Annotated in this window: 21 protein-coding genes; 9 read left to right on the top strand and 12 right to left on the bottom strand. The window is 64.0% G+C overall.

Features of this window, described 5'->3' with window-relative positions; all coding sequences use genetic code 11:
* Positions 1–244: 244 nt before the first annotated feature.
* Positions 245–1,360 (top strand): PA0069 family radical SAM protein, encoded by a 1,116-nt coding sequence (locus ACTHNR_RS17360; RefSeq protein WP_440548896.1) that lies wholly within the window; start codon positions 245–247, stop codon positions 1,358–1,360.
* A 24-nt stretch (positions 1,361–1,384) separates the two neighbouring features.
* Here ACTHNR_RS17360 and ACTHNR_RS17365 read toward each other — a convergent pair whose 3' ends face one another.
* Positions 1,385–1,855: a TM2 domain-containing protein gene (locus ACTHNR_RS17365; RefSeq protein ID WP_440548897.1), complete on the bottom strand. Its 471-nt coding sequence runs from the start codon at positions 1,853–1,855 to the stop codon at positions 1,385–1,387.
* A 211-nt stretch (positions 1,856–2,066) separates the two neighbouring features.
* Between ACTHNR_RS17365 and rpsP the strand changes: the two genes are divergently transcribed.
* The 6 genes from rpsP to ACTHNR_RS17395 all read left to right on the top strand — a co-directional run bounded on the left by rpsP (position 2,067) and on the right by ACTHNR_RS17395 (position 6,245).
* Positions 2,067–2,321: a 30S ribosomal protein S16 gene (rpsP, locus tag ACTHNR_RS17370; RefSeq protein ID WP_440548898.1), complete on the top strand. Its 255-nt coding sequence runs from the start codon at positions 2,067–2,069 to the stop codon at positions 2,319–2,321.
* Between the two features lie 81 nt (positions 2,322–2,402).
* Positions 2,403–3,092 carry a ribosome maturation factor RimM gene (gene rimM / locus ACTHNR_RS17375; RefSeq protein ID WP_440548899.1) on the top strand — a complete coding sequence of 230 codons (690 nt, stop codon included), beginning with the start codon at positions 2,403–2,405 and terminating at the stop codon, positions 3,090–3,092.
* 2 nt (positions 3,093–3,094) lie between these two features.
* Positions 3,095–3,886: a tRNA (guanosine(37)-N1)-methyltransferase TrmD gene (gene trmD, locus ACTHNR_RS17380; protein WP_440548900.1), complete on the top strand. Its 792-nt coding sequence runs from the start codon at positions 3,095–3,097 to the stop codon at positions 3,884–3,886.
* Positions 3,887–4,032: 146 nt separating this feature from the next.
* Entirely contained in the window at positions 4,033–4,413 is a 381-nt protein-coding gene (gene rplS / locus ACTHNR_RS17385) for a 50S ribosomal protein L19 (RefSeq protein ID WP_440548901.1), read from the top strand.
* 101 nt (positions 4,414–4,514) lie between these two features.
* Positions 4,515–5,192 carry a CoA pyrophosphatase gene (locus tag ACTHNR_RS17390; RefSeq protein ID WP_440548902.1) on the top strand — a complete coding sequence of 226 codons (678 nt, stop codon included), beginning with the start codon at positions 4,515–4,517 and terminating at the stop codon, positions 5,190–5,192.
* A gap of 114 nt (positions 5,193–5,306) precedes the next feature.
* Positions 5,307–6,245 (top strand): CobD/CbiB family protein, encoded by a 939-nt coding sequence (locus ACTHNR_RS17395; protein WP_440548903.1) that lies wholly within the window; start codon positions 5,307–5,309, stop codon positions 6,243–6,245.
* 55 nt (positions 6,246–6,300) lie between these two features.
* Here the strand turns inward: ACTHNR_RS17395 and ACTHNR_RS17400 are convergent, their stop codons facing one another.
* The 3 genes from ACTHNR_RS17400 to ACTHNR_RS17410 all read right to left on the bottom strand — a co-directional run bounded on the left by ACTHNR_RS17400 (position 6,301) and on the right by ACTHNR_RS17410 (position 8,874).
* Positions 6,301–6,609 (bottom strand): putative signal transducing protein, encoded by a 309-nt coding sequence (locus ACTHNR_RS17400; protein WP_440548953.1) that lies wholly within the window; start codon positions 6,607–6,609, stop codon positions 6,301–6,303.
* Between the two features lie 61 nt (positions 6,610–6,670).
* Entirely contained in the window at positions 6,671–7,618 is a 948-nt protein-coding gene (gene rsgA, locus ACTHNR_RS17405; RefSeq protein ID WP_440548904.1) for a ribosome small subunit-dependent GTPase A, read from the bottom strand.
* The gene (locus tag ACTHNR_RS17410) at positions 7,615–8,874 is read right to left on the bottom strand and encodes a M48 family metallopeptidase (RefSeq protein WP_440548905.1); all 1,260 of its coding nucleotides are present in this window, start codon (positions 8,872–8,874) and stop codon (positions 7,615–7,617) included. The genes rsgA and ACTHNR_RS17410 overlap by 4 nt, the downstream gene beginning before the upstream one ends.
* Positions 8,875–9,006: 132 nt before the next feature.
* On the opposite strand from ACTHNR_RS17410, the gene orn reads away from it, so the two are divergent.
* On the top strand, positions 9,007–9,615 hold the full coding sequence (orn, locus tag ACTHNR_RS17415) for an oligoribonuclease (RefSeq protein ID WP_440548906.1): 609 nt from the start codon (positions 9,007–9,009) through the stop codon (positions 9,613–9,615).
* A gap of 64 nt (positions 9,616–9,679) precedes the next feature.
* On the opposite strand, the gene mog is transcribed toward orn, so the two are convergent.
* Both mog and yjgA read right to left on the bottom strand, forming a co-directional pair.
* Positions 9,680–10,303, bottom strand: coding sequence for a molybdopterin adenylyltransferase (gene mog, locus ACTHNR_RS17420; protein ID WP_440548907.1), 624 nt, complete (start codon positions 10,301–10,303; stop codon positions 9,680–9,682).
* Entirely contained in the window at positions 10,284–10,892 is a 609-nt protein-coding gene (yjgA, locus tag ACTHNR_RS17425) for a ribosome biogenesis factor YjgA (protein ID WP_440548908.1), read from the bottom strand. Before yjgA ends, mog begins: the two co-directional genes overlap by 20 nt.
* Positions 10,893–11,037: 145 nt before the next feature.
* Here yjgA and pmbA point away from each other — a divergent pair, with 145 nt between their 5' ends.
* Entirely contained in the window at positions 11,038–12,408 is a 1,371-nt protein-coding gene (gene pmbA / locus ACTHNR_RS17430; RefSeq protein ID WP_440548909.1) for a metalloprotease PmbA, read from the top strand.
* A gap of 88 nt (positions 12,409–12,496) precedes the next feature.
* Here the strand turns inward: pmbA and ACTHNR_RS17435 are convergent, their stop codons facing one another.
* From ACTHNR_RS17435 to ACTHNR_RS17460, 6 genes are all read right to left on the bottom strand, one after another.
* Complete coding sequence (locus tag ACTHNR_RS17435) at positions 12,497–12,994, bottom strand: dihydrofolate reductase (RefSeq protein WP_440548910.1); 498 nt, start codon at positions 12,992–12,994, stop codon at positions 12,497–12,499.
* Between the two features lie 155 nt (positions 12,995–13,149).
* Complete coding sequence (locus ACTHNR_RS17440) at positions 13,150–14,580, bottom strand: sigma 54-interacting transcriptional regulator (RefSeq protein ID WP_440548954.1); 1,431 nt, start codon at positions 14,578–14,580, stop codon at positions 13,150–13,152.
* Between the two features lie 79 nt (positions 14,581–14,659).
* Positions 14,660–16,099 (bottom strand): hypothetical protein, encoded by a 1,440-nt coding sequence (locus tag ACTHNR_RS17445; RefSeq protein ID WP_440548911.1) that lies wholly within the window; start codon positions 16,097–16,099, stop codon positions 14,660–14,662.
* Between the two features lie 138 nt (positions 16,100–16,237).
* The gene (locus ACTHNR_RS17450; RefSeq protein WP_440548912.1) at positions 16,238–17,245 is read right to left on the bottom strand and encodes a peptidase C39; all 1,008 of its coding nucleotides are present in this window, start codon (positions 17,243–17,245) and stop codon (positions 16,238–16,240) included.
* 6 nt (positions 17,246–17,251) lie between these two features.
* Positions 17,252–17,962 carry a C39 family peptidase gene (locus ACTHNR_RS17455; RefSeq protein ID WP_440548913.1) on the bottom strand — a complete coding sequence of 237 codons (711 nt, stop codon included), beginning with the start codon at positions 17,960–17,962 and terminating at the stop codon, positions 17,252–17,254.
* A gap of 115 nt (positions 17,963–18,077) precedes the next feature.
* Positions 18,078–19,496 carry a hypothetical protein gene (locus ACTHNR_RS17460; protein ID WP_440548914.1) on the bottom strand — a complete coding sequence of 473 codons (1,419 nt, stop codon included), beginning with the start codon at positions 19,494–19,496 and terminating at the stop codon, positions 18,078–18,080.
* Between the last annotated feature and the right edge of the window lie 24 nt (positions 19,497–19,520).

Genomic DNA, 19,520 nt, shown 5'->3' on the forward strand with positions numbered 1-19,520 from the left:
GACTCCACGCCGATGATAGTGCGGATTGCCCGTGTGAAAGTAGGTAATCGTCAGGCTCCTCCCTCTGCGAACCCCCGACAGCCATAGCGCTCTCGGGGGTTTGTGTTTTGCATCACCGAAATCTCATCCATCGCTGCGCGGATTAGCCCATGCGTCACCTTGACATACTGTATATACATACAGTAAAACGAGGGGGTGAAAACGCTTTTCGCCGGCAGGTCCGGCACCGCCTCGAGCCCTTGCGATGGATGACCATGAAGCCGAATTCCCCATTGCGCCACCCTCGCCACTGAAGGGGCGCGGTGCCGTCACGAATCTGCAAGGGCGTTACGAACGCGACCAGCGAGAAGTGTTCGACGACGGCTGGGTGCCCGAAAGCGAAGGCGATGACTCACCGTCGCTCAAGACGCAGTTGTTCGAGGAGCGAGCGAAGAGCATTCTCACGCGCAACGCGTCGCCCGACATCCCATTTAGCGTGTCGCTCAATCCCTATCGCGGTTGCGAGCACGGCTGCATTTACTGCTTCGCGCGTCCAACTCATAGCTATCTTGGCCTTTCTCCGGGGCTCGATTTCGAAAGCCGCCTCTACGCCAAAATCAACGCTCCCGAGTTATTGAAACGAGAGCTGTCGAAGAAGGGCTATGCACCCGAGCCGATCGCGCTGGGTGTCAACACCGACGCTTATCAGCCCGTTGAGCGCACGCTGAAACTGACGCGGCGTGTCATCGAAGTGCTGCACGACCACGGTCATCCGTTCGCCGCGATTACCAAGTCGTCGCTGATCGAACGCGATATCGACCTGCTTGCGCCCATGGCGGAGCGCGGGCAAGTGATGGCCGCGGTTACGATAACGACCCTCGATGCCGAGATTGCGCGGACGCTCGAGCCGCGCGCCGCTACCCCCTTGCGGCGCCTGCGGACGATTCGCGCGCTGAGCGAGGCCGGCATTCCAGTGGGCGTGAGTATCGCCCCCGTCATTCCTTTCGTGACCGAGCCTGACCTTGAGCGCGTGCTCGAGGCGTGTGCGCAGGCAGGGGCCACGAGCGCCAGCTACATCGTTTTACGGTTGCCTTGGGAAGTGGCGCCGCTGTTCAAGGATTGGCTGGCCGCTCATTTCCCGCAGCGCGCGGAACGTGTGATGGCGCGCGTGCGCGACATGCGGGGCGGCAAGGATTACGATTCCTCGTTCGCGCGTCGCATGAAGGGCGAGGGCGCGTGGGCGGATCTGCTCAAGCAGCGCTTCGACAAGGCCGTGAAACGGTTGGGCCTGAACGCGCGGCGCCACGGCATCCTCGATATGTCCCACTTCAAGCGCCCAACCGTAGCCGAGTCGCCCAATCGTCAGCTGGACCTCTTTTGACGCCCCCGCGGGCTGGGGCCATGACTACTGCGACAGAGAGTTGACGACGCTGCTCTGCGATTCGAAGTAAGTCTGGAACGTCACCGCCAGGCCGCTCATCAGCAAAAACGCGCCGATCAGCAACGAAAAGATCACGACGAAGATCACGCCCCAGCCCGAGTGGCTGCGCGCCGTGAGGCCGGCGTTGAATTGGGCATCCCATTTTTGGTCGGGCCGAAGCCCGTACACGATCGCCGCGAGAAACGCCGCTAGCAGCGACACGGCGCCGGGCACGGCGAGCACCCAGCCGAGCGCCGAGGTGCGTTCGGAGGCGATAAGCAGCATGACGCCCGGAATGCCCAGTGTGGTGCCGATCGCATGAAGCCAGCCGAACACGTCGCGCGGGCCGTAGAGATAAAAACGGTGGCCGCCCACGCTGCCGACAAGAAAGGCCAGCAGCGCCGTGAGGGTCTTGGAGCGAAACCGGGCAGGGGCGGATGAAGCGCGAGTGGACATGACCGTGGTGGCGAAAGGCGAGGTTTATCGGGAAAACGCCCGTTCGTCAGGGCGTCCGAGCGCGCATTGTACGTCGCCCTCCGACCGCGAGGCCCCGATTCAGTTGCGCACGCCGCACGATCGAACAGGTAAGTGTTTGTTATGGTTTCAGTTTCCCGCTATAATCGAGCGTTTCAGTGGTTCCGAACCCCCGGTTTTCAAGGATTACAGTATGGTTATCATCCGCTTGGCACGTGGCGGCTCGAAGAAGCGCCCGTTCTACAACATCGTCGCTACCGATTCGCGCAGCCGCCGCGACGGCCGTTTCATCGAGCGCGTCGGTTTCTACAACCCGGTTGCCACGAAGGGCGAATCGCTGCGTATCGCGCAAGATCGTTTGACGTACTGGCAAGGCGTGGGCGCGCAACTGTCGCCGACGGTCGAGCGCCTCGTGAAGCAAGCGCAAGCCGCGCAACCGGCTGCTTAATCGCCCTTGCGGTTGTGTCGGTCATGATTCAGTGCAGGCCGATTCGAAGCCGCTGCGATAGAGCAACTATGAGGTTTGTCGATGTCCGTTCGTGATTCGGGCGGCTCGGGCCGAGCGAAGCCGGCCACTCGAGCGCCTGTATCGTTTGGCGCGTTTGCGCCCAGGCCGGTCGAGCGCAATGCAGTGCGTGCCGCCGCCGGTCAAGCGTCGGATATCGAGCAGGTCGAGGCTTTGCCGGACGATGCAGTCGAAGTGGGCGCCGTCGTCGACGCCTACGGTCTGAAGGGTTGGGTCAAAGTCGCGGCGCATGCCAGTGCGCGCCAAGGCGGCGATGCTTTGACGAGCGCTAAGCGCTGGTGGCTCGTCAAGGGGCGCGAGATCAAATCGGCGCCCGTCGTGGCCGCGAAGTCGCATGGCGACAGTATCGTCGCGCAGCTCGCTGGTCCGAGCGATCGCGATCAGGCGCTGGCGCTGCGAGGCTGGCGCGTGCATGTGCGGCGTAGCGATTTCCCCGCGCTGGAGGACGACGAGTTTTACTGGGTCGACCTCATCGGTCTCGAGGTCGTCAACGAGTCGAGCGTCGCGCTTGGCCGCGTCGTCGATCTCATCGATAACGGCGCCCATGCGGTGCTGAGGATCGAGTACCCGGCGCAGGGTAAGGACGGGCAGTCTGTGACCGGCGAGCGGTTGATTCCGTTTGTCGGCGTGTATGTGAAAACGGTGGATCAGGCGGCGAAGCGCATCGTCGTCGATTGGGAAGCCGATTACTGAGCATGGTCGACACCAGGGAGCGCGCGATGCAGTTCGATGTCGTCACGCTCTTTCCCGAGATGTTCCGCGCGATTACCGAGTGGGGCATCACGAGCCGAGCGACGAAGCAAGGCAGGTTCGGCTTGAGGACGTGGAATCCGCGCGATTTCACGACGGATAATTACCGCACGATCGACGATCGGCCCTACGGCGGCGGCCCCGGCATGGTGATGCTGGCCAAGCCGCTCGAGGCGGCGATCGGTGCGGCGAAGGCAGCTCAAGCGGATCAAGGCGTCGGTAGCACGCGCGTCGTGATGATGTCGCCGCAAGGTGCGCCGCTCGATCACGAGCGTGTCATGCGGTTCGCGCAAGAGCCCGGGCTCGTGCTTCTGTGCGGGCGATACGAAGCGATCGATCAGCGGCTCATCGATCGCTGTGTCGACGAGGAAGTCAGTCTCGGCGATTTCGTGCTCTCCGGCGGGGAATTACCCGCCATGGCGCTGATCGATGCGGTCGTTCGGCAACTGCCGGGCGTGCTCGGCGATGCCCAGTCGGCGGTGCAGGACAGCTTCGTCGGTGGGCTGCTCGATTGTCCGCATTACACGCGCCCGGAGGAATACGAGGGCGTTCGGGTACCCGACGTGCTGCTTGGCGGCCATCATGCCGAGATCGAGCAGTGGCGTCGCAAGGAAGCGCTCAGAAACACCCTAGCCAAGCGGCCCGATTTGATCGCGCGCGCGAGGCGGGACAAGATGTTGAGCCGTGCCGACGAGGCATGGCTCGCAAGTCTTGCGAAAGCGGCATCGAAGCCATGATTCGACGGTTGCGGTGCGTGCGCAAGGCGTAGGCGGCGCCGCGTAAGCGGCACCAGATGTGAACCCATCCTCTATCGGGGCCGAGCCAAACCGCCTCTGGGCGCACGGCAGGCAGAACGCCGACAAGATGGCTCAAGGAGTCAGTGATGAATCTGATCGAAAAACTCGAGCAGGAAGAAATCGAGCGCGTGCTCGCCGGCAAGGCGATCCCCGAATTTGCCCCCGGCGATACGGTGATCGTGAACGTGAACGTGGTTGAAGGTACCCGCAAGCGCGTCCAGGCCTACGAAGGCGTCGTGATCGCCAAGCGTAACCGCGGCCTGAACTCGTCGTTCATCGTCCGCAAGATCTCGTCGGGCGAAGGCGTCGAGCGTACGTTCCAAACGTATTCGCCGCTGCTTGCCAGCATCGTCGTGAAGCGTCGCGGCGATGTCCGTCGCGCGAAGCTCTACTACCTGCGCGAGCGTTCGGGCAAGTCGGCACGTATCAAGGAAAAGCTGGTCTTCAAGGACCGCGCTGCTTCCTAAGCGTGACAGCAGTAACGAAAAAGCACCCGTTTCGGGTGCTTTTTTGTTTGCCGGATGCCGGATCACAATAGCGGTATCCTCCGTGACTTCGCGAGCAAGACTTGATACGTCCCGTTTTCGAACCTGAAGCGCTGCCGATCGAATCGACCGGCGACGGCTTGCCCGGCGTGGCCGCACGTCGGCTGACGCCCGCGGGCTTGCGCGAGCGGTTCGCGCAGCGCCTAGTCTGGGCTCCCGAGCCCTTCGAACCATTGGCGGCGCAAGGCGATCCCCGTGCTGCCGCGGTGCTCGTACCGCTCGTCGTGCGGGATACGGGGCTCTCGGTCTTGCTCACGCAGCGCGCCGATCATCTGAGCGACCACGCAGGACAAATCAGCTTTCCCGGCGGCCGCCGCGAGCCGTTCGACGTTGACGCCGTGGCGACGGCTCTGCGTGAGGCTCAAGAAGAGGTAGCGCTGGCTCCGGAGCGCGTCGAGGTACTCGGTGCGTTGCCCGACTATCTGACGGGAACGGGTTTTCGAGTCACGCCTGTCGTCGGGCTCGTCCACCCGCCATTCACGGTGAGCGCAGATACGCTCGAAGTGGCCGATATTTTCGAGGTGCCGCTCGCGTTCCTCATGAATCCAGCCAACCACCAAGTGCGGGTCTTACGATGGGAAGGCGGCGAGCGGCGCTTTTTTGCCATGCCGTATCCGCGACCAGGGACGGGCGGGCACTATTTCGTGTGGGGTGCGACGGCCGGCATGCTGCGCAACTTTTATCGATTTCTAGCCGCGTGAACGCGTACCGGGCATTTCAAGGGGCGCTGAGCCGAAACGACCGCATTCTGGTGTCGCGCGCTGTGCTATCGTTACGCGACAATTGAACAAACTCGAATTGCCTCAGCCCCTCGCATGACCTTTTTCTCCGTATTGTTGGCGCTTGTCATCGAACAGCTGCGCGCGCTTTCCCAGACCAACCCGATTTTCGCGCTGCTGCAATATCACGCGGAATCGGCAGCGCAGGGGTTCGACGCGGGCAAGAGAAAGCACGGCATGCTGGCATGGCTCGTCGTCGCGCTGCCGTGGACGCTCGCCGTCGCCGCGATCTATTACGTCCTCTATCGAATCAGTTTCGTGCTCGCGTTCCTTTGGAACGTCGTCATCGTCTATTTCACACTCGGTTTCCGGCAGTTCAGTCATTACTTCACCGATATCCACCTCGCGCTCAATAACGACGACGTTCCGCGTGCGCGGGAAATCCTCAATGAATGGACCGGCATGGATACGGTCGACATGCCCGTCGGCGAGATTGTGCGTCACACGCTGATCCACGCCGTCGTAGCGTCGCATCGGCACGTATTCGGGGTCTTTTTTTGGTTTCTCGTGCCATTCGGGCCAGCCGGCGCCGTGCTTTATCGTATCTCGGAATATCTCGCGCGCAGTTGGAGCGTTGCCGTCGGTGAGCGGACGGCAGCCTTCGGCGCCTTCGCGCGCAACGCGTTTTTCGTAATCGACTGGTTGCCGGCGCGGTTGACCTCGCTCGGTTTTGCGATCGTCGGAAATTTCGAAGACGCCATCTACGCGTGGCGCAACCACGCTCGGCAATGGCCCGATGCGAACGACGGCGTCCTGCTCGCCGCCGGCAGCGGCGCGCTCGGTGCCCGGTTGGCCGGCCCGCTGGCCGAGCCCTCGAGCCTCGACGCGTTGGGCGCACCCGACGGCGGGCCCATGCCCGTCGGCGACGATTGCACGCCGCGTACGCTGCAGTCGGCCGTCGGCCTAGTTTGGCGCGCAGTCATCCTGTGGATGATCTTGCTGCTGATGCTGACGATCGCCGTCTGGCTGGGATAAAACAGCGTCGAGCAAAGCGGCTGGGGCGCGCTAATGTGCCTTCATCCGGGGCGCTTCACTCCCGCAACGCCCCGCAGCGCCAACATGCGGTGAATTGGGCCTCCAGCGTCTCTCCGCACGTGTTGCAGCGCCATGACACGCCGCCCGGCGGCGGCCCGTCTTGGGCGTTCGCCAAAATGCGTCTGGCGAGCGCTTCATCGCGTTCGTCGACGAGCCATAGCTCCGGCGCGCACTGATCGGCGGGGATCTCGCCGAGTGCGCCGTTCAAATACCGGTTGTGCAGCTCGCATCCGATGCCGGCCGCGGCCAGCAGGTTGACCCAGTGTTGGCCGATGACAGTGTTCGGTGCGCGGATGAGTCTGATCATGCGAGCCTTGTCGTTCTCGTCCTACCCTGGGCTTGGTCGCCGTTTGCTTCGCTTTGCGTTATCTCACCACCTGACTGGCCTCGTGAACGAGCTGTGCATAGAGCGCGTGCCGTTCGCGGGCGATGCGGCCGTCGGCCACCGCCTCGAGAATCGCGCAGCCGGGTTCGTGCAGATGTCGGCAATTGTAGAACCGGCAGTGCGCGAGCAACGGACGAAACTCGGGAAATGCCCGCTCGAGCGTCCCTTCGGTCAGGTGGTAGAGGCCGAATTCCTGAAAACCGGGCGAATCGATCAGCGCGCCGCCGCCCGGCAGCGGATAAAGCCGCGTGAATGTGGTCGTATGGCGCCCGCTGTTGAGCGCGGTGGAAATCTCACGTGTGGCGGCGTCCGCGTCGGGCACGATCAAATTGACGAGCGTCGATTTGCCCATGCCCGATTGACCGAGCAGCAAGGTCGCATGGCCGCGCAGCCGTTCCTGCAACGCGGCGCGGGCTGCGTCCGGCTGCGTTTTGATCGACAGTTCGAGCACCTCGTAGCCGCGCGAACGGTAGGGCGTCAATCGATCGCGCGCGGCCGGCAACGCCGCGCTCACGTCGGTCTTGTTCAGGACGATCAGCGGCTTCAGTTCGTTCGCTTCGGCCGCGACGAGCGCACGGCCGAGCAAATCCTCGCTGAAGTATGGCTCCGTGGCCAGAACGATCAGCAACTGATCGAGATTCGCCGCGAAGAGTTTCGACTTGTATTGATCCGACCGATAGAGCAGGTTACGGCGCTCGCCGATCTCGACGATGACGCCTTGATCGACCGACGTCGGCTCGTAAAGGACGCGGTCGCCCACCGCGACTTCGCTCTTTTTGCCGCGTGGAAAGCACTGCAATAGCGCATGCGGCTCGTGTTCCGGTGCGACGAGATAATGCCGGCCGTGCGCCGCGATGACGAGACCTTGCAGGCGCGCTGCGCCGGTGCGCCGCGCGGGCGCGGCAGACTTGGCTGGGCGTGCGCTCATGCGTGGCGCAGCAGCCGTTCGATCCGCTGCGACGCGGGCGGGTGCGAATAGTAGAAGGCGGTATAGACCGGATCGGGCGTGAGCGTCGCCGCGTTGTCCTCGTACAGCTTGACGAGTGCGCTGACGAGTTCATGCGCGTCCGTTTGACTGGCCGCGAAAGCGTCGGCTTCGAACTCGTGCTTGCGCGAGCTGAGGCTGCCGATCGGCGTCACGAAGAACATGAAGACCGGCAGCGCCAGGAAAAACAGAACCAGCGCGAGGCCGTCGTTGCTGCCCGTCATCGACGGACGCACCCCCAGCCCCTCGTAGAACCAGGTGCGCTCGGCCAGCCAGCCCAGCAACGCGAACAGCGCAAGGCTGATCGCAAACGTCACGAGCATGCGCTTGACGACGTGACGGCGTTTGAAATGCCCCAGCTCGTGCGCAAGCACGGCTTCGATTTCGGCGCCGGTCAGGCGCGCGAGCAACGTGTCGAAGAAGACGATGCGCTTGGCCGCGCCGAAACCCGTGAAGTAGGCATTGCCATGCGCCGAGCGGCGGCTGCCGTCCATCACGAACAAGCCTTTCGCGGCGAAGCCGCACCGTTTCATCAGTGCGTCGATCCGGTGCGTGAGCGCTTCGTCGGTCAACGGCTCGAATTTGTTGAACAGCGGCGCAATGAACTTCGGATAAAGCACGAGCACGAGGATTTGGAAGACGACGATCACGGCCCAGGCCCACAGCCACCACAGGCCGCCGGCGCGGCCCATGAGCCAAAGCACGACGAACAGCAGAGGAAGGCCGAACGCCGCGCCGAGGGCGACGCCCTTGGCCATGTCGGTGAAGAAAATGGCGCGCGTCATCCGGTTGAAGCCGAAGCGCTCCTCGACCACGAATTGCCGGTAGTAATCGAACGGCAGATCGACGATGCTCGTGACGATGACCACGGCAGCCACGATGGCGATCTGGCCCGCATAACCTTCGCCGACCCAACCCACGATGGCCCGATCGAGCGCCTGTACGCCGCCGAGCAGCGTCAACGCGATCAGCACGGCTGCGCTGACGATGACCTCGAGCATCGACAAGCGCGTGCGAACCACCGTGTAATCGGCTGCGCGCCGATGGGCTTCGAGCGGAATCGTTTCGGCGAATTGCCTTGGCACGGCGTCTCGGTGCGCGGCGACGAAGCGGATTTGACGTGAGGCGAGCCACAGTTTCGTGGCGACCATCGCGACCACCATGACGGCGAACAGGATGGTGAAGTCGAGAGCGGGCATCGGGAGTTCCAAGGTATCTATGCGAGAATTATAAAGTTTCGCGGGGTGGGGCGAGCGTGCCCGAGGCCGCGCAGCGTTATTTCGCTCGATCGCCCCGCGCTCGAGCTTTGCATCAACCACTGGATTGCTTTCATGACAGATTTACTCGAACCCGTCGGTGAGCCGACGCTCGCGCGTAGCGAGATGAACCTCGTTTGGCTCGATATGGAAATGACGGGGCTCGAGCCCGACACCGATCGCATCATCGAAATCGCGGTCGTGGTGACGAATTCGACGCTCGAGAAGGTCGTCGAGGGGCCGGTGCTCGCCATCCACCAGAGCGACGAGACGCTCGACAAGATGGACGAGTGGAACAAGAACACGCACGGCCGCTCCGGGCTCATCGATCGCGTGCGCGCCAGCGCCGTGAACGAGGCTGCCGCCGTCGAAACGATTCGCTCGTTTCTCGGCAATTACGTGCCGCCCGGCAAATCGCCGATGTGCGGCAACTCGATTTGCCAGGACCGCCGCTTCATGGCGCGCTGGATGCCCGAGCTCGAACGGTTCTTCCATTACCGCAACCTCGACGTCAGTACGCTCAAGGAACTGTGCCGCCGCTGGCAGCCCGCCATCTATAAGGGGTTCCAAAAGCGCGCGATGCATACGGCGCTGGCCGATATCCACGAGTCGATCGACGAGCTCAAGTATTACCGCCAGCATTTTCTCGTCGTGCCGAGCACGGCGCCGGTCGAGGGCAACTGATCGAATTGGCCGGCTCCGAAGCCGGCGCCGCGCGGCAGCCACCCCAGCAGGCGGCGCCTGCCCGCTATCCGGGCGGTGCGCGCCGCGCGCTTTTCGGCCGGAATGCCGCGACGACGCGCTCGTTCGTGGTGACGTACGGCCCGCCGATCAGATCGATGCAATACGGCACCGCTGCGAAGATCCCGGGCACTTTGACGGCGCCGGTGTCGTCGCGCAGCCCTTCCAGTGTTTCTTGAATCGACTTCGGCTGGCCCGGCAGGTTGACGATCAGCGCCGCGTGATCGGCGTTCTCGCGAATCACGGCCACTTGGCGGGACAGAATGGCCGTCGGCACGAAATTCAGGCTGATCTGGCGCATTTGCTCGCCGAATCCGGGCATTTCCTTGGTTGCAACGGCCAGCGTGGCCTCGGGCGTGACGTCGCGTCGCGCGGGGCCCGTGCCGCCCGTCGTCAGGACGAGATCGCAACCGAACGCGTCCACGAGTTCGATCAGCGTGGCTGAAATCGTGGACGGTTCATCGGCGATGAGCCGCTTCTCGACGCGCCACGGCGAAGCAAGCGCTTGTCCGAGCCATGCTTCCAGCGCGGGCAGGCCCTTGTCTTCGTAGACCCCGCTCGAGGCGCGGTCGCTGATCGAGACGAGGCCGACGACGATTTCGTCGGGGTGGCTACGCGTCGGTCTGGTCATCGTCGTCTTCCGTCGAATCAGGGGTCTCGCCGTCTTGCGCCTCGCCGCCGCTCGCGGTCTTGATCCATTGGAACAGCTCGCGGAAATACCGGGGCGGTTTACCTTGCTGAGCTTCCTTGCGCGCGTTGCGGATCAACGTGCGGCCTTCCTGGGCGTCGGCGGCCGGATGCGTCCTCAAAAACGCGGTAAACGCGTCGTCGTGCGCAATGAGTTGCTCGCGGGTATGTTCGATCCAGTGCAGGCGCGCCGTTTCGGCCTTGTTGACGCCGCGGTGCGTGTCGAGCGCCGTGCGCAGGGCGGCGATTTCCTCCTGCGCCAGCGTGCGCATGACGCGGCCGACGTACTGGATTTGCCGGCGTTTGCCTTCATGATCCGTGATGCGGCGCGCTTCGCGCACGGCGTCGGCCAGGGCTTCGGGCATCGGCATGCGCTTGAAAGCGTCTTTGGGCAGTTCGACGAGTTCGACGCCCAAGGCTTGCAGCGCGTGCATTTCGCGCTTGAGCTGCGATTTGCTGGGGCGCTCGTCGGATGGGTCGAGATCGGCCGAATCGCCGTGCTCGATCGGTTGAATGCGGGTTTTGCGTGTCATGGGCGCCATTGTAGCGCGCGACCATCTTCGCAAGCCTTGCTATGATCGCGGGATGCGAACGATCGGGCATGCGCCGCGTGGTGCGTCGGCCGCCAACGGCCCGAACCGCGCTCAACAGTCAGCTTTCTACCGGACGGCAATCACGATGGCAGCGGAAACGGAAACCTCACAACGCTTTTTCCCGCATACCCAAGACGAATTGAAGGAAATCGCGTCGGACATTCTCAAGCACGCGAAGTCGCTCGGCGCGACCGACGCCGCCACCGAGATCTCCGAAGGCGATGGCCTGTCGGTGTCGGTGCGGCGCGGCGAGGTCGAGACGATCGAGCACAATCGAGACAAGATGGTCGGCGTGACCGTGTTCATCGGCGCGAAGCGCGGCAATGCCAGCACGTCGGATTTCTCGAAGGAAGCATTGCGCGATACGGTGGCGGCGGCCTACAACATCGCCCGGTTTACCGCCGAGGACGATTGCGCCGGGCTGGCGGAGGCCGAGCTGCTCGAAACCGACCCGCGCGATCTCGATCTGTATCACCCGTGGCAATTGTCGGCCGAAGAAGCCGTCGAGATCGCCCGGCGCGCGGAAGATGCCGCCTTCGCCACCGATCCGATGATCCGCAATTCCGAAGGCGCGAGTGTATCGGCGCAGCACTCGCAGTTCGTGCTCGCCACGACGCGTGGTTTCCTGGCCGGCTATCCGTACTCGCGCCACTACGTTGCCTGCGCGCCGATCGCCGGCAGCGGGCGCAACATGCAGCGCGACGATTGGTACTCGTCCAAACGCAGCGCGCAAGCGTTGGCCGATCCGGAGGCCGTCGGCCGGTATGCCGCCGAGCGGGCGCTCGCGCGCCTGGGCGCGCGCCGGCTCGACACGCGCAAGGTGCCCGTGCTGTTCGAGGCGCCGCTCGCGGCCGGCTTGCTCGGCGCGTTCGTGCAGGCCACGAGCGGCGGGGCGCTGTATCGAAAGACCACGTTTCTCGTCGATAGTCTCGGCAAGCCGGTTTTCTCGCCGCACGTGCAGATCGTCGAAGACCCGCACGTGCCCCGCGCAATGGGCAGCGCGCCGTTCGACGAAGAAGGCGTGCGCACGAAGCAGCGCTCGGTGGTGAAGGACGGCGTCGTCGAGGGCTATTTCCTGTCGACGTATTCGGCGCGCAAGCTCGGCATGCAAACCACGGGCAATGCGGGCGGCTCGCACAACCTCACGCTGATGAGCAGCGAGACGCGGCCCGAGGACGACTTCAAGGCGATGCTCAAGAAGCTCGGCACGGGGCTCTTGCTCACCGAACTCATGGGCCAGGGCGTCAACTATGTGACCGGCGATTATTCGCGGGGCGCGTCGGGCTTCTGGGTTGAAAACGGCGAAATTCAGTATCCCGTCGAGGAAATCACCGTTGCCGGCACGCTGCAGGAGATGTTCCGCCATATCGTGGCGATCGGCGCGGACTCGATCGTGCGCGGGACGAAGCAAACGGGCTCGGTGCTGATCGAGCGCATGACGATCGCCGGGCAATAAGCGCGGCGATGCGATGAGGGCGCGGGGCGCAACGCCCCGCGCGATGCGAAAGCGCTCTCCGATCGCCTATCGAACCCTAGCGACGGGGCTAGGCCGATGCGCCGATGCGCCGATAGACGACGCGGGCGTAGCCGAATGCTTCGGTTTGGCGAGCCTCGCGCGAAAGCACTTCCCAGTGCGCCGAATCGGGCGCGGGAAACGTCGCGTCACCCTCGAAATCGGCGTCGATCTCGGTAATGACGAGCTTGTCGGCCAAATCGATGCCTTGATCGTAAAGCTGCGTGCCCCCGATTAGGAAGGCTTCGGGCGCGCCGTCCTTGGCGGCGAGCGTCAACGCGTCTTGGATGCTCGTTGCGATTTCGCAGCCTTCGAAGCGGCGGGCAGCGTCGCGTGTGACCACGATGTTGCGACGGCCCGGCAATGGACGGCCGATCGATTCGTGCGTTTTACGGCCCATGATGATCGGCGCGCCCATCGTCGTGCGCTTGAAGAAGGCGAGATCCTCGGGCAAATGCCAAGGCAGTTGATTGTCGCGGCCGATCACGCCGTTGCGGGCGCGAGCGACGATGATGGTCAGAGTCGTCATGGTGGAAAGCGATGAAGCCAAGGAAGCGATTCGCCGATTCTACGCGACGGCGGGTCTCCCATCGTCATGCGCTTTCGGCTCGCCGTTCCTGCCGGATCGTCTTGCCGCTTCGCCTTCCTTTCGTAACGACGATCGACGCCATATCGCGCGCGACCTCATTCGCTCGCGGCCTTGCCATCGCCGGCGTCGGGCGCCTTTTCGTCCGCTCCCGCGGGGTCGCGCAATCCGTGCGAGCCCATCAGTCGATACAGCGTCACGCGCGAGATGCCCAAATCGGTCGCCGCTTCGTTGAGCCGATGCCGATGCCGCAGCAGCGCCGCTTCGATTGCGCGCTTTTCCGCGGCCTCGCGCGCCTGTGCGAGCGTCGTCGTTTCTTGCTCCGTAAACTGCGCGAGATCGAGATCGTCGGCGCTGATGAGTTTGCCCTCTGCCATCACGATCGCGCGACGCACGCGATTGATCAACTCGCGCACGTTGCCTGGCCAACTGTACTTGTGCATCGCCTCGATCGCCGACGGCGCGAAGCCGCGAATCTTGCGCGCGCTGTCGGTCTTGAATTTGTGCAAGACGTGGTGCGCCAGAATCTCGATGTCCTTGCCGCGCGCCCGCAGCGGAGGCTCGTCGATGCGCAGCACGCAAAGGCGATGAAACAGATCCGCCCGAAACCGACCGTCGCGCATCGCGCCTTCGAGGTCGACGTGCGTTGCCGAGATCACTCGGACATCGACCGGTATCGATTCGCGTCCGCCGAGCCGTTCGATCTTGCCTTCCTGCAAAAAGCGCAGCAGGCTCGCTTGGCTTTCCAACGGTAGATCGCCGATTTCGTCGAGGAACAGCGTACCGCCATTGGCGGCCTCGACCCGGCCGATCTTGCGTTGGTTCGCACCCGTGAACGCACCTCGCTCATAGCCGAACAGTTCCGACTGCAGCAGGTGATGCGGGATGGCGCCGCAGTTGATGGCGACGAAAGGCTCTTTGCGGCGCGGCGAGCGTTCGTGGATCGCAACGGCCGTGAGTTCCTTGCCGGTACCCGACTCGCCCGCGATAAAGACGGACGCGTCGGTGTTCGCGATCTTGCGGATGGTGCGAAAGAGCAGCTGCATCGACTCGCAGGTACCCACCATCTCGTCGTCGCCGGCACTTGCCACGCCCGCAACGAGATCGAGGTCCGTCAGCGACACCATGCCGAATGCGTGGCCGAGCAGGTAGTCGACGGCCTGCGCGGCGACGGGCAGCTTCATGTAATCGAAGCAATAGCTGCGAATCAATCGGCGCACGTCCGGTTCGTCGAGCCGGTCGGCGCTTGCGAGGGCGACCCAGCCGACGAGCGGCTGCCGCAAGCTCGCTTCGAGCGCACTCAGTTCGCGCGCGCTGAAGCGCGACAGATCGAGGATGCCCGCATAGGGCACATCGGGTCGCACGATGCGTGCGCAATCGGCGCTCGTGCGAGCGATCGCGACGTTCCAGCCTCGGGATTTGAGATGCTCGACGAGTGCATCTTCCGGCGCGCGCGACAAATAGACGAGCATGCGCGGTGCGTTTTCGCGTTCGTGTTCGCCGCCGCGTTTGCCGTGCGCGAGCGACAAGGCGGCGCCGTTGGCCGCGAGCGGCCCGACGGATGTCAAATGGGATGTATCACGCACGATGCCCCCGTATGGTCATGCATTAGAAGGTGTACGGGAACCGCACGCCGACGACGAAGTTCGGTGCATCGGGCGTGAGCCCGATCGAGACCGAACCGTTGATCGTCAAGTGCTTGTTCACCACGTGGTTCAAACCGAAGTTCACGGCGGCAGCTACCGTTTCGCTGCCGGGCACTTTTTGCCAGGGCTGGCCGGGCGCTTGCGTTTCGCTTTCCGGCTCGATCGCCATCGTGTAGGAGACGCTGGCCGAATCTTTCTCGGAGAAGGCGAGGGCCACGCCCGCGCCCCATTGGATGATGTCGCCGAGCTTCACTTTCGCCGGCGTCGTCTGGCCCTCGACCGAAGACACATCGGCGAACGAGCGCGCGAGGTTGTAGGTGTAAGACAGACTGCCGAACAGCACGACGGGATCGTAGGTTTTCAGCACCGACACGCCGGCCGTGACGTTCCAGAACCCCGTGCCCGTAGGCAGCTTGGTGGGGGCGACGAGGCTCGTGTTGTTCGGGTCGACCTGCACGAGCTTGATGCCGAACGGCGAGGTGCCGGTCGGTGCTTTGACGCGCAGGCTGCCGACGACGTCGGGCAAGTTCCCGTTTTCCTTCAGCAGCTGGTAGTAGATCCCGAAGTTGACGTCGCCGATTGCACTGGAACTGCCCGAGGCATCCGACAGTGCGCTTGCCGCGCCGCCCGCCCCGCCGACGATGAAGTTGCTGTGTCGATAGACGTAGGGCACGTCGACGTCGAAGCTGATGCGATCGGTGAGGCCGTAGCGCGCATCGAGATCGGCCATGACTTGATGCGATTTCGTTTGGCCGAGGTTGATGTTGCCGAGAAAGATGGCATCGAGCGCGAGAAAGCCCGACAGCTGAAGTTGCCGGCGATCGTAGTAGGTGTCGCTGATGCCCCAATCGAGCGTGAGCTTGCGATCGAACAGCGGCGCGTGCTCGCGCTGGACGACGGCGTTCTCGGCTTCGGTTCGCACCGGCTGCGCGGCCTTTTGCGTCGTGCCGATGGCGCCGCCTTCCGTGTCCGCCGCGGCGCTGCCCGCGGGACCGGGCAAGGTGGCGGTGGTCGGCACGCCCGTGGCGGTCGATGCCCCGCTCGTCGGTCCCGTAGAGCCAGGGCTCACCTGCGCGAGCGGCGGCAGGGGAACCGGCAAGCCGTCCGCGCCGGGCGGCGCCGCGACGGCCGCATTGCTGTCGGGCTCGCCCGTGAGCCCGCGGCCCCGCTGGGCCATTTCGAGGCGCGTCACTTGCGCTTCGAGCGATTGGATTTGGCGCTGCTGCTCGTCGACGACACGCATCAACGTGGTGAGCCGCTGCTCGACCGACTGCCCCGACAGCGCTTGCGCCGACGCGCCCTGCGGGATCCAGACGGCCAGCAGTGCTGCCGGTATCGCCGCAAGTTGCAGGCGGCAAGCGTGTCGCGCATGTTGCGCAACCCTCGATGACATCTTGGACATTATTATTCCCCCGGTCTTGCGTTGGCGTGGGAAGCGCCTTGCGTCCTCGTTGCTTCCCGCGCACGTTTCTTCGTCGACTGCTCGCGTACGTCCTCGGTCCCTCTATTCGTCGCGCGGCCGCGCCGCGTCGGCGTGGTGTCAGCGCCGCAGCAGCGCCGAGTTCTGCAAGGCCTGCAGCACGCCTAACTGCCTCATCAGCGCACCCGACATCGGCAGCGTCTGAACGCTCAACTTCAGCTGGTTGACGACGGCCTGCCCGTTGCCCGCGATCTGCAGCAACTGCGCGATCGAGCCGCCGCCTTGCATGCCTGCCGGCGAGATCGTCTGCGTGGCGATGCCTGCCGGTGTCTGCAGCGATACCGAAACGCCGCCGCCCGCGAACGAGATGCCGGCCTTCACGTTGCCCGATGCGCTCGTCGCGGTGGCGGTGGGACTGTTCGCGCTCGCCGCATTGCCTGCGTTGGCATTTGTGCCTTGCCCGAGACTTGGCCCCGCATTGCCTGCGAGCGTCGAGGCGCTCGTGCCGTTGAAGTCGATCACCGTCGAGTTCGCGCCCACATTTCCGTCGCCGGCCACTTGCGTAATCTGCGAGACACCGTTGACCGAAACGCCTTGCCCGCCGCTCGCGCTCGCCTGCGGATTCGCGCCCGTGCCTGCAGCCGGTGCGAGGCTGCTCGTCACGGTGGCGCCCGCTGCGCCGGTCACGGAGACCGAGCCGTTACCCAGGCCCTTTCCGTTTCCGTTGCCGCTGCCGTTGGCAATTCCGTTCGCATTGCCGTTACTGTTGCCGTTGCCGTGCCATCCGCCGTCGCTTGCTTGCGCCGTTGTGGCTACCTGCGCCGCCAGCGCATTGTTGGCGTTCGTCGAAATCGCGAGCGTGCCGTGGGCGCTGGCCGAGCCGCCGTTCGGCATCTGCCATTGCGACAGGATCTCGAGCGTGAGGCCCGACACCATCGTGCCGCCGGCGCCTTTGCCGGTTTGATGCGAGAGCACGTCGTCGCCGACGGCTTCCCAGCGAGCGCCGCTCGATGCCGACAGAAACTCGGGCGACACGGCAAGCCGTTCGGCGGCATACGCGGTGTTCCCGAGATCGCAGACGGCCAGTGCGAGCGCAAGGGGAATAGGTGAGAGAAGTAGGCGTCTCATGGGGGTTCAGAACCAGTCTGCCCTAGACAATCCGTAATCCACGAAGGGGGTCGCAGCGGTGCTCGCGGCGAGCGCGCGCTCGCGCAGTTGCAACGCTAGCGACACGTTGTCCTGCAACAGCGGGGAGTCCTCCCGAAATGGCTTGCCGAGGATCGCGAACACGAGCCCGTTCCAGCTCGCGACGAAATCCTCGTCGAGCATGATGCGATTGCCGAGTGCGGGATCCGCGATGAATACGCGTCCGTGCTCCGCATGCTTGACGATGACGAAGTGCTCGTAGCCGCCGATGTTGATCAGCACGAGCACGGGAATCCGGAGGTGATAGAGCGCGTCGAGGTTGACGCGAAAACCGCGGCCGCGCAGGCCGATGGTTTCGACGAAGTGCTTCATGTCGAGCATCGAAAAGCCGTTCTTGACGACGACTTCCGGGCTCGAGAAGGCCATCATGCGGCGAATCAATTCGGGCTCGGCGATATCGATGCCATAGCCGTACTTGAGCAGCGTCGCGAGCGCGGCCGAGCCGCAACTGTAGTCGTAGCGCTGACCGACGATATGGCTGTATCGAATGTCCCGCATGGATCGCACCGTCTTGGTGAGTGGCACGCCAGCAAGGTTAGACGTATCGATACTCGACTGCGCGTTGCTTGGCGCACATATCGCGGCGCAAACGAGCGCGACGATCTGCCGCCATGCCGTGAAGCTGGCATGTCGTGACATGCTGCAATCCCCTCGTGACTGCGCATACCGGCCGAAGCAGCGGGCCGGTATGCGCGAGCGCTCGAACCGAAGGCGGCTAGCCCTGTGCAACCTCGCTGGCCGCCTTGGACGACGCTCAATGGCCGCTGATGTTCGTCGCCGCGATGGCCAGGCCGTTGTGCTGCAGGTTCCCCGCGCCGCCGGCGATGTTCACGCCGATGTTGCCCGTGGAGTTCTGCAGCGCGCCGGCGCCGATCATCGCCGTGCCGCTGATCGAGCCTTGGAACCCAAGGTTCGCTTGCTGGCTGTTGTCGTCGGTGGCGACCATCGCGACGGCGAGCGGAATGGCGCCGTCCTTCAGGTTCGTCGTCGAAGCGGCGAGGCTGTTGTTCTGCACGTTGGCCACGCCCGCGGCGATGTTCACGCCCACATTGCCCGAGACGTTCGACAGCGAACCGTCGCCCAGCGAAGCATTGAGCATGAAGTTGTTGATCGTTGCATGTCCGCCCGACGCTTGCGTGCTGAAGATCTGTGCGTTGCCGAACACGTTGCCCGTGTCGACCGAGGCGAGCGAGGCGTCGTTGCTTTGGGCGTTGTCGATGCCCTCTGCGACGTTGATGCCGATGTTGCCCGCTGACCCGTTGCCGGCGTTCGCGCCTGTCGTCGCCGTCAGGTCACCCGGTTTTTGCGTGTTGATGTAGTCCGTCACCGAGCCGGTTACCGAAACGTTCTTCGAATCGACCGTGTTGGCGAACGCCCAAGCCGCCGAGTGGCTCTTGTCGTGCGATTCGCTCCATGTCGCGCTGCCCGACGATTGTTCGGCGAACGCCTGGCCGCCCGAGCCTTGATCCGCATGGAACTTCCACGCCGCGCCTTGGCCGGAGCCGCTGTTGGCGCTCGTGCTGTTCGACGAGCTCGACGTGTCCGTGCCGGCCGAGCCATACGCGTTCAGGGCGAGATTGCCGCTGACGCTGACACGGCCGTATCCGTGCGCATCGTCGTGATGACGATCGTGATCCGAGGCGTAGCTGTAGCCGAGATTGGCCGAACCGCTGGCGGTCAACGACACCGACCCGTCTTGCCAGGTGTGGGAATCGCTGCTCGAGCTGCTCGCTTGCTTATTGCTGTACTCGTAGCCGCCGCCCGAGATCGAGCTGCTCTGGTTCTTGTACGCGTAGGCCGACGATTCTTGGAAGCCTTGCGAGAACGACTTCGAACCCGACTCGCTGCTCTTGCTCGAGCTGACGAAGAAACCGCCGCCCGCGACAGAGCGATAGTTGTTGTCGATCGTCGTCGTGACTTGACCCATCGTATAGCTCTGGGCGGTCGGATCGAGCGTCGCGTACGACCACGCACCCTGCTTGTTGTTGACGACGGCGCCGACCGTGCTCGACACGGTGACGCAGCCGAAGAGCCTGACGAACCCGTCGATGCCGACGTTCTCGCTGACGGCCGTGGCGTTGAAGATGAACGGGTCTTTGAACTCGTGCCCGTGTGCGAATGCCGTGCCCGAAGCTGCTGCCAGCACTGCTGCCGCGATGAGTGTGCGCTTCATGATGACGCTCCGATTGGTGAGGGT

Source organism: Trinickia sp. (assembly GCF_051954495.1).
Taxonomy (GTDB): Bacteria; Pseudomonadota; Gammaproteobacteria; order Burkholderiales; family Burkholderiaceae; genus Trinickia.

Bases quoted from the DNA above. Each gene is read 5' to 3' on its own strand.
- pmbA (WP_440548909.1), top strand. From the start codon at position 11,038: ATGGCAGCGGAAACGGAAACCTCACAACGCTTTTTCCCGCATACCCAA.
- orn (WP_440548906.1), top strand. From the start codon at position 9,007: ATGACAGATTTACTCGAACCCGTCGGTGAGCCGACGCTCGCGCGTAGC.
- ACTHNR_RS17450 (WP_440548912.1), bottom strand. From the start codon at position 17,245: ATGAGACGCCTACTTCTCTCACCTATTCCCCTTGCGCTCGCACTGGCC.
- ACTHNR_RS17455 (WP_440548913.1), bottom strand. From the start codon at position 17,962: ATGTCACGACATGCCAGCTTCACGGCATGGCGGCAGATCGTCGCGCTC.
- ACTHNR_RS17360 (WP_440548896.1), top strand. From the start codon at position 245: ATGGATGACCATGAAGCCGAATTCCCCATTGCGCCACCCTCGCCACTG.
- rpsP (WP_440548898.1), top strand. From the start codon at position 2,067: ATGGTTATCATCCGCTTGGCACGTGGCGGCTCGAAGAAGCGCCCGTTC.
- mog (WP_440548907.1), bottom strand. From the start codon at position 10,303: ATGACCAGACCGACGCGTAGCCACCCCGACGAAATCGTCGTCGGCCTC.
- ACTHNR_RS17460 (WP_440548914.1), bottom strand. From the start codon at position 19,496: ATGAAGCGCACACTCATCGCGGCAGCAGTGCTGGCAGCAGCTTCGGGC.
- ACTHNR_RS17410 (WP_440548905.1), bottom strand. From the start codon at position 8,874: ATGCCCGCTCTCGACTTCACCATCCTGTTCGCCGTCATGGTGGTCGCG.
- rsgA (WP_440548904.1), bottom strand. From the start codon at position 7,618: ATGAGCGCACGCCCAGCCAAGTCTGCCGCGCCCGCGCGGCGCACCGGC.
- rimM (WP_440548899.1), top strand. From the start codon at position 2,403: ATGTCCGTTCGTGATTCGGGCGGCTCGGGCCGAGCGAAGCCGGCCACT.
- ACTHNR_RS17435 (WP_440548910.1), bottom strand. From the start codon at position 12,994: ATGACGACTCTGACCATCATCGTCGCTCGCGCCCGCAACGGCGTGATC.
- trmD (WP_440548900.1), top strand. From the start codon at position 3,095: ATGGTCGACACCAGGGAGCGCGCGATGCAGTTCGATGTCGTCACGCTC.
- ACTHNR_RS17365 (WP_440548897.1), bottom strand. From the start codon at position 1,855: ATGTCCACTCGCGCTTCATCCGCCCCTGCCCGGTTTCGCTCCAAGACC.
- yjgA (WP_440548908.1), bottom strand. From the start codon at position 10,892: ATGACACGCAAAACCCGCATTCAACCGATCGAGCACGGCGATTCGGCC.
- rplS (WP_440548901.1), top strand. From the start codon at position 4,033: ATGAATCTGATCGAAAAACTCGAGCAGGAAGAAATCGAGCGCGTGCTC.
- ACTHNR_RS17445 (WP_440548911.1), bottom strand. From the start codon at position 16,099: ATGTCCAAGATGTCATCGAGGGTTGCGCAACATGCGCGACACGCTTGC.
- ACTHNR_RS17395 (WP_440548903.1), top strand. From the start codon at position 5,307: ATGACCTTTTTCTCCGTATTGTTGGCGCTTGTCATCGAACAGCTGCGC.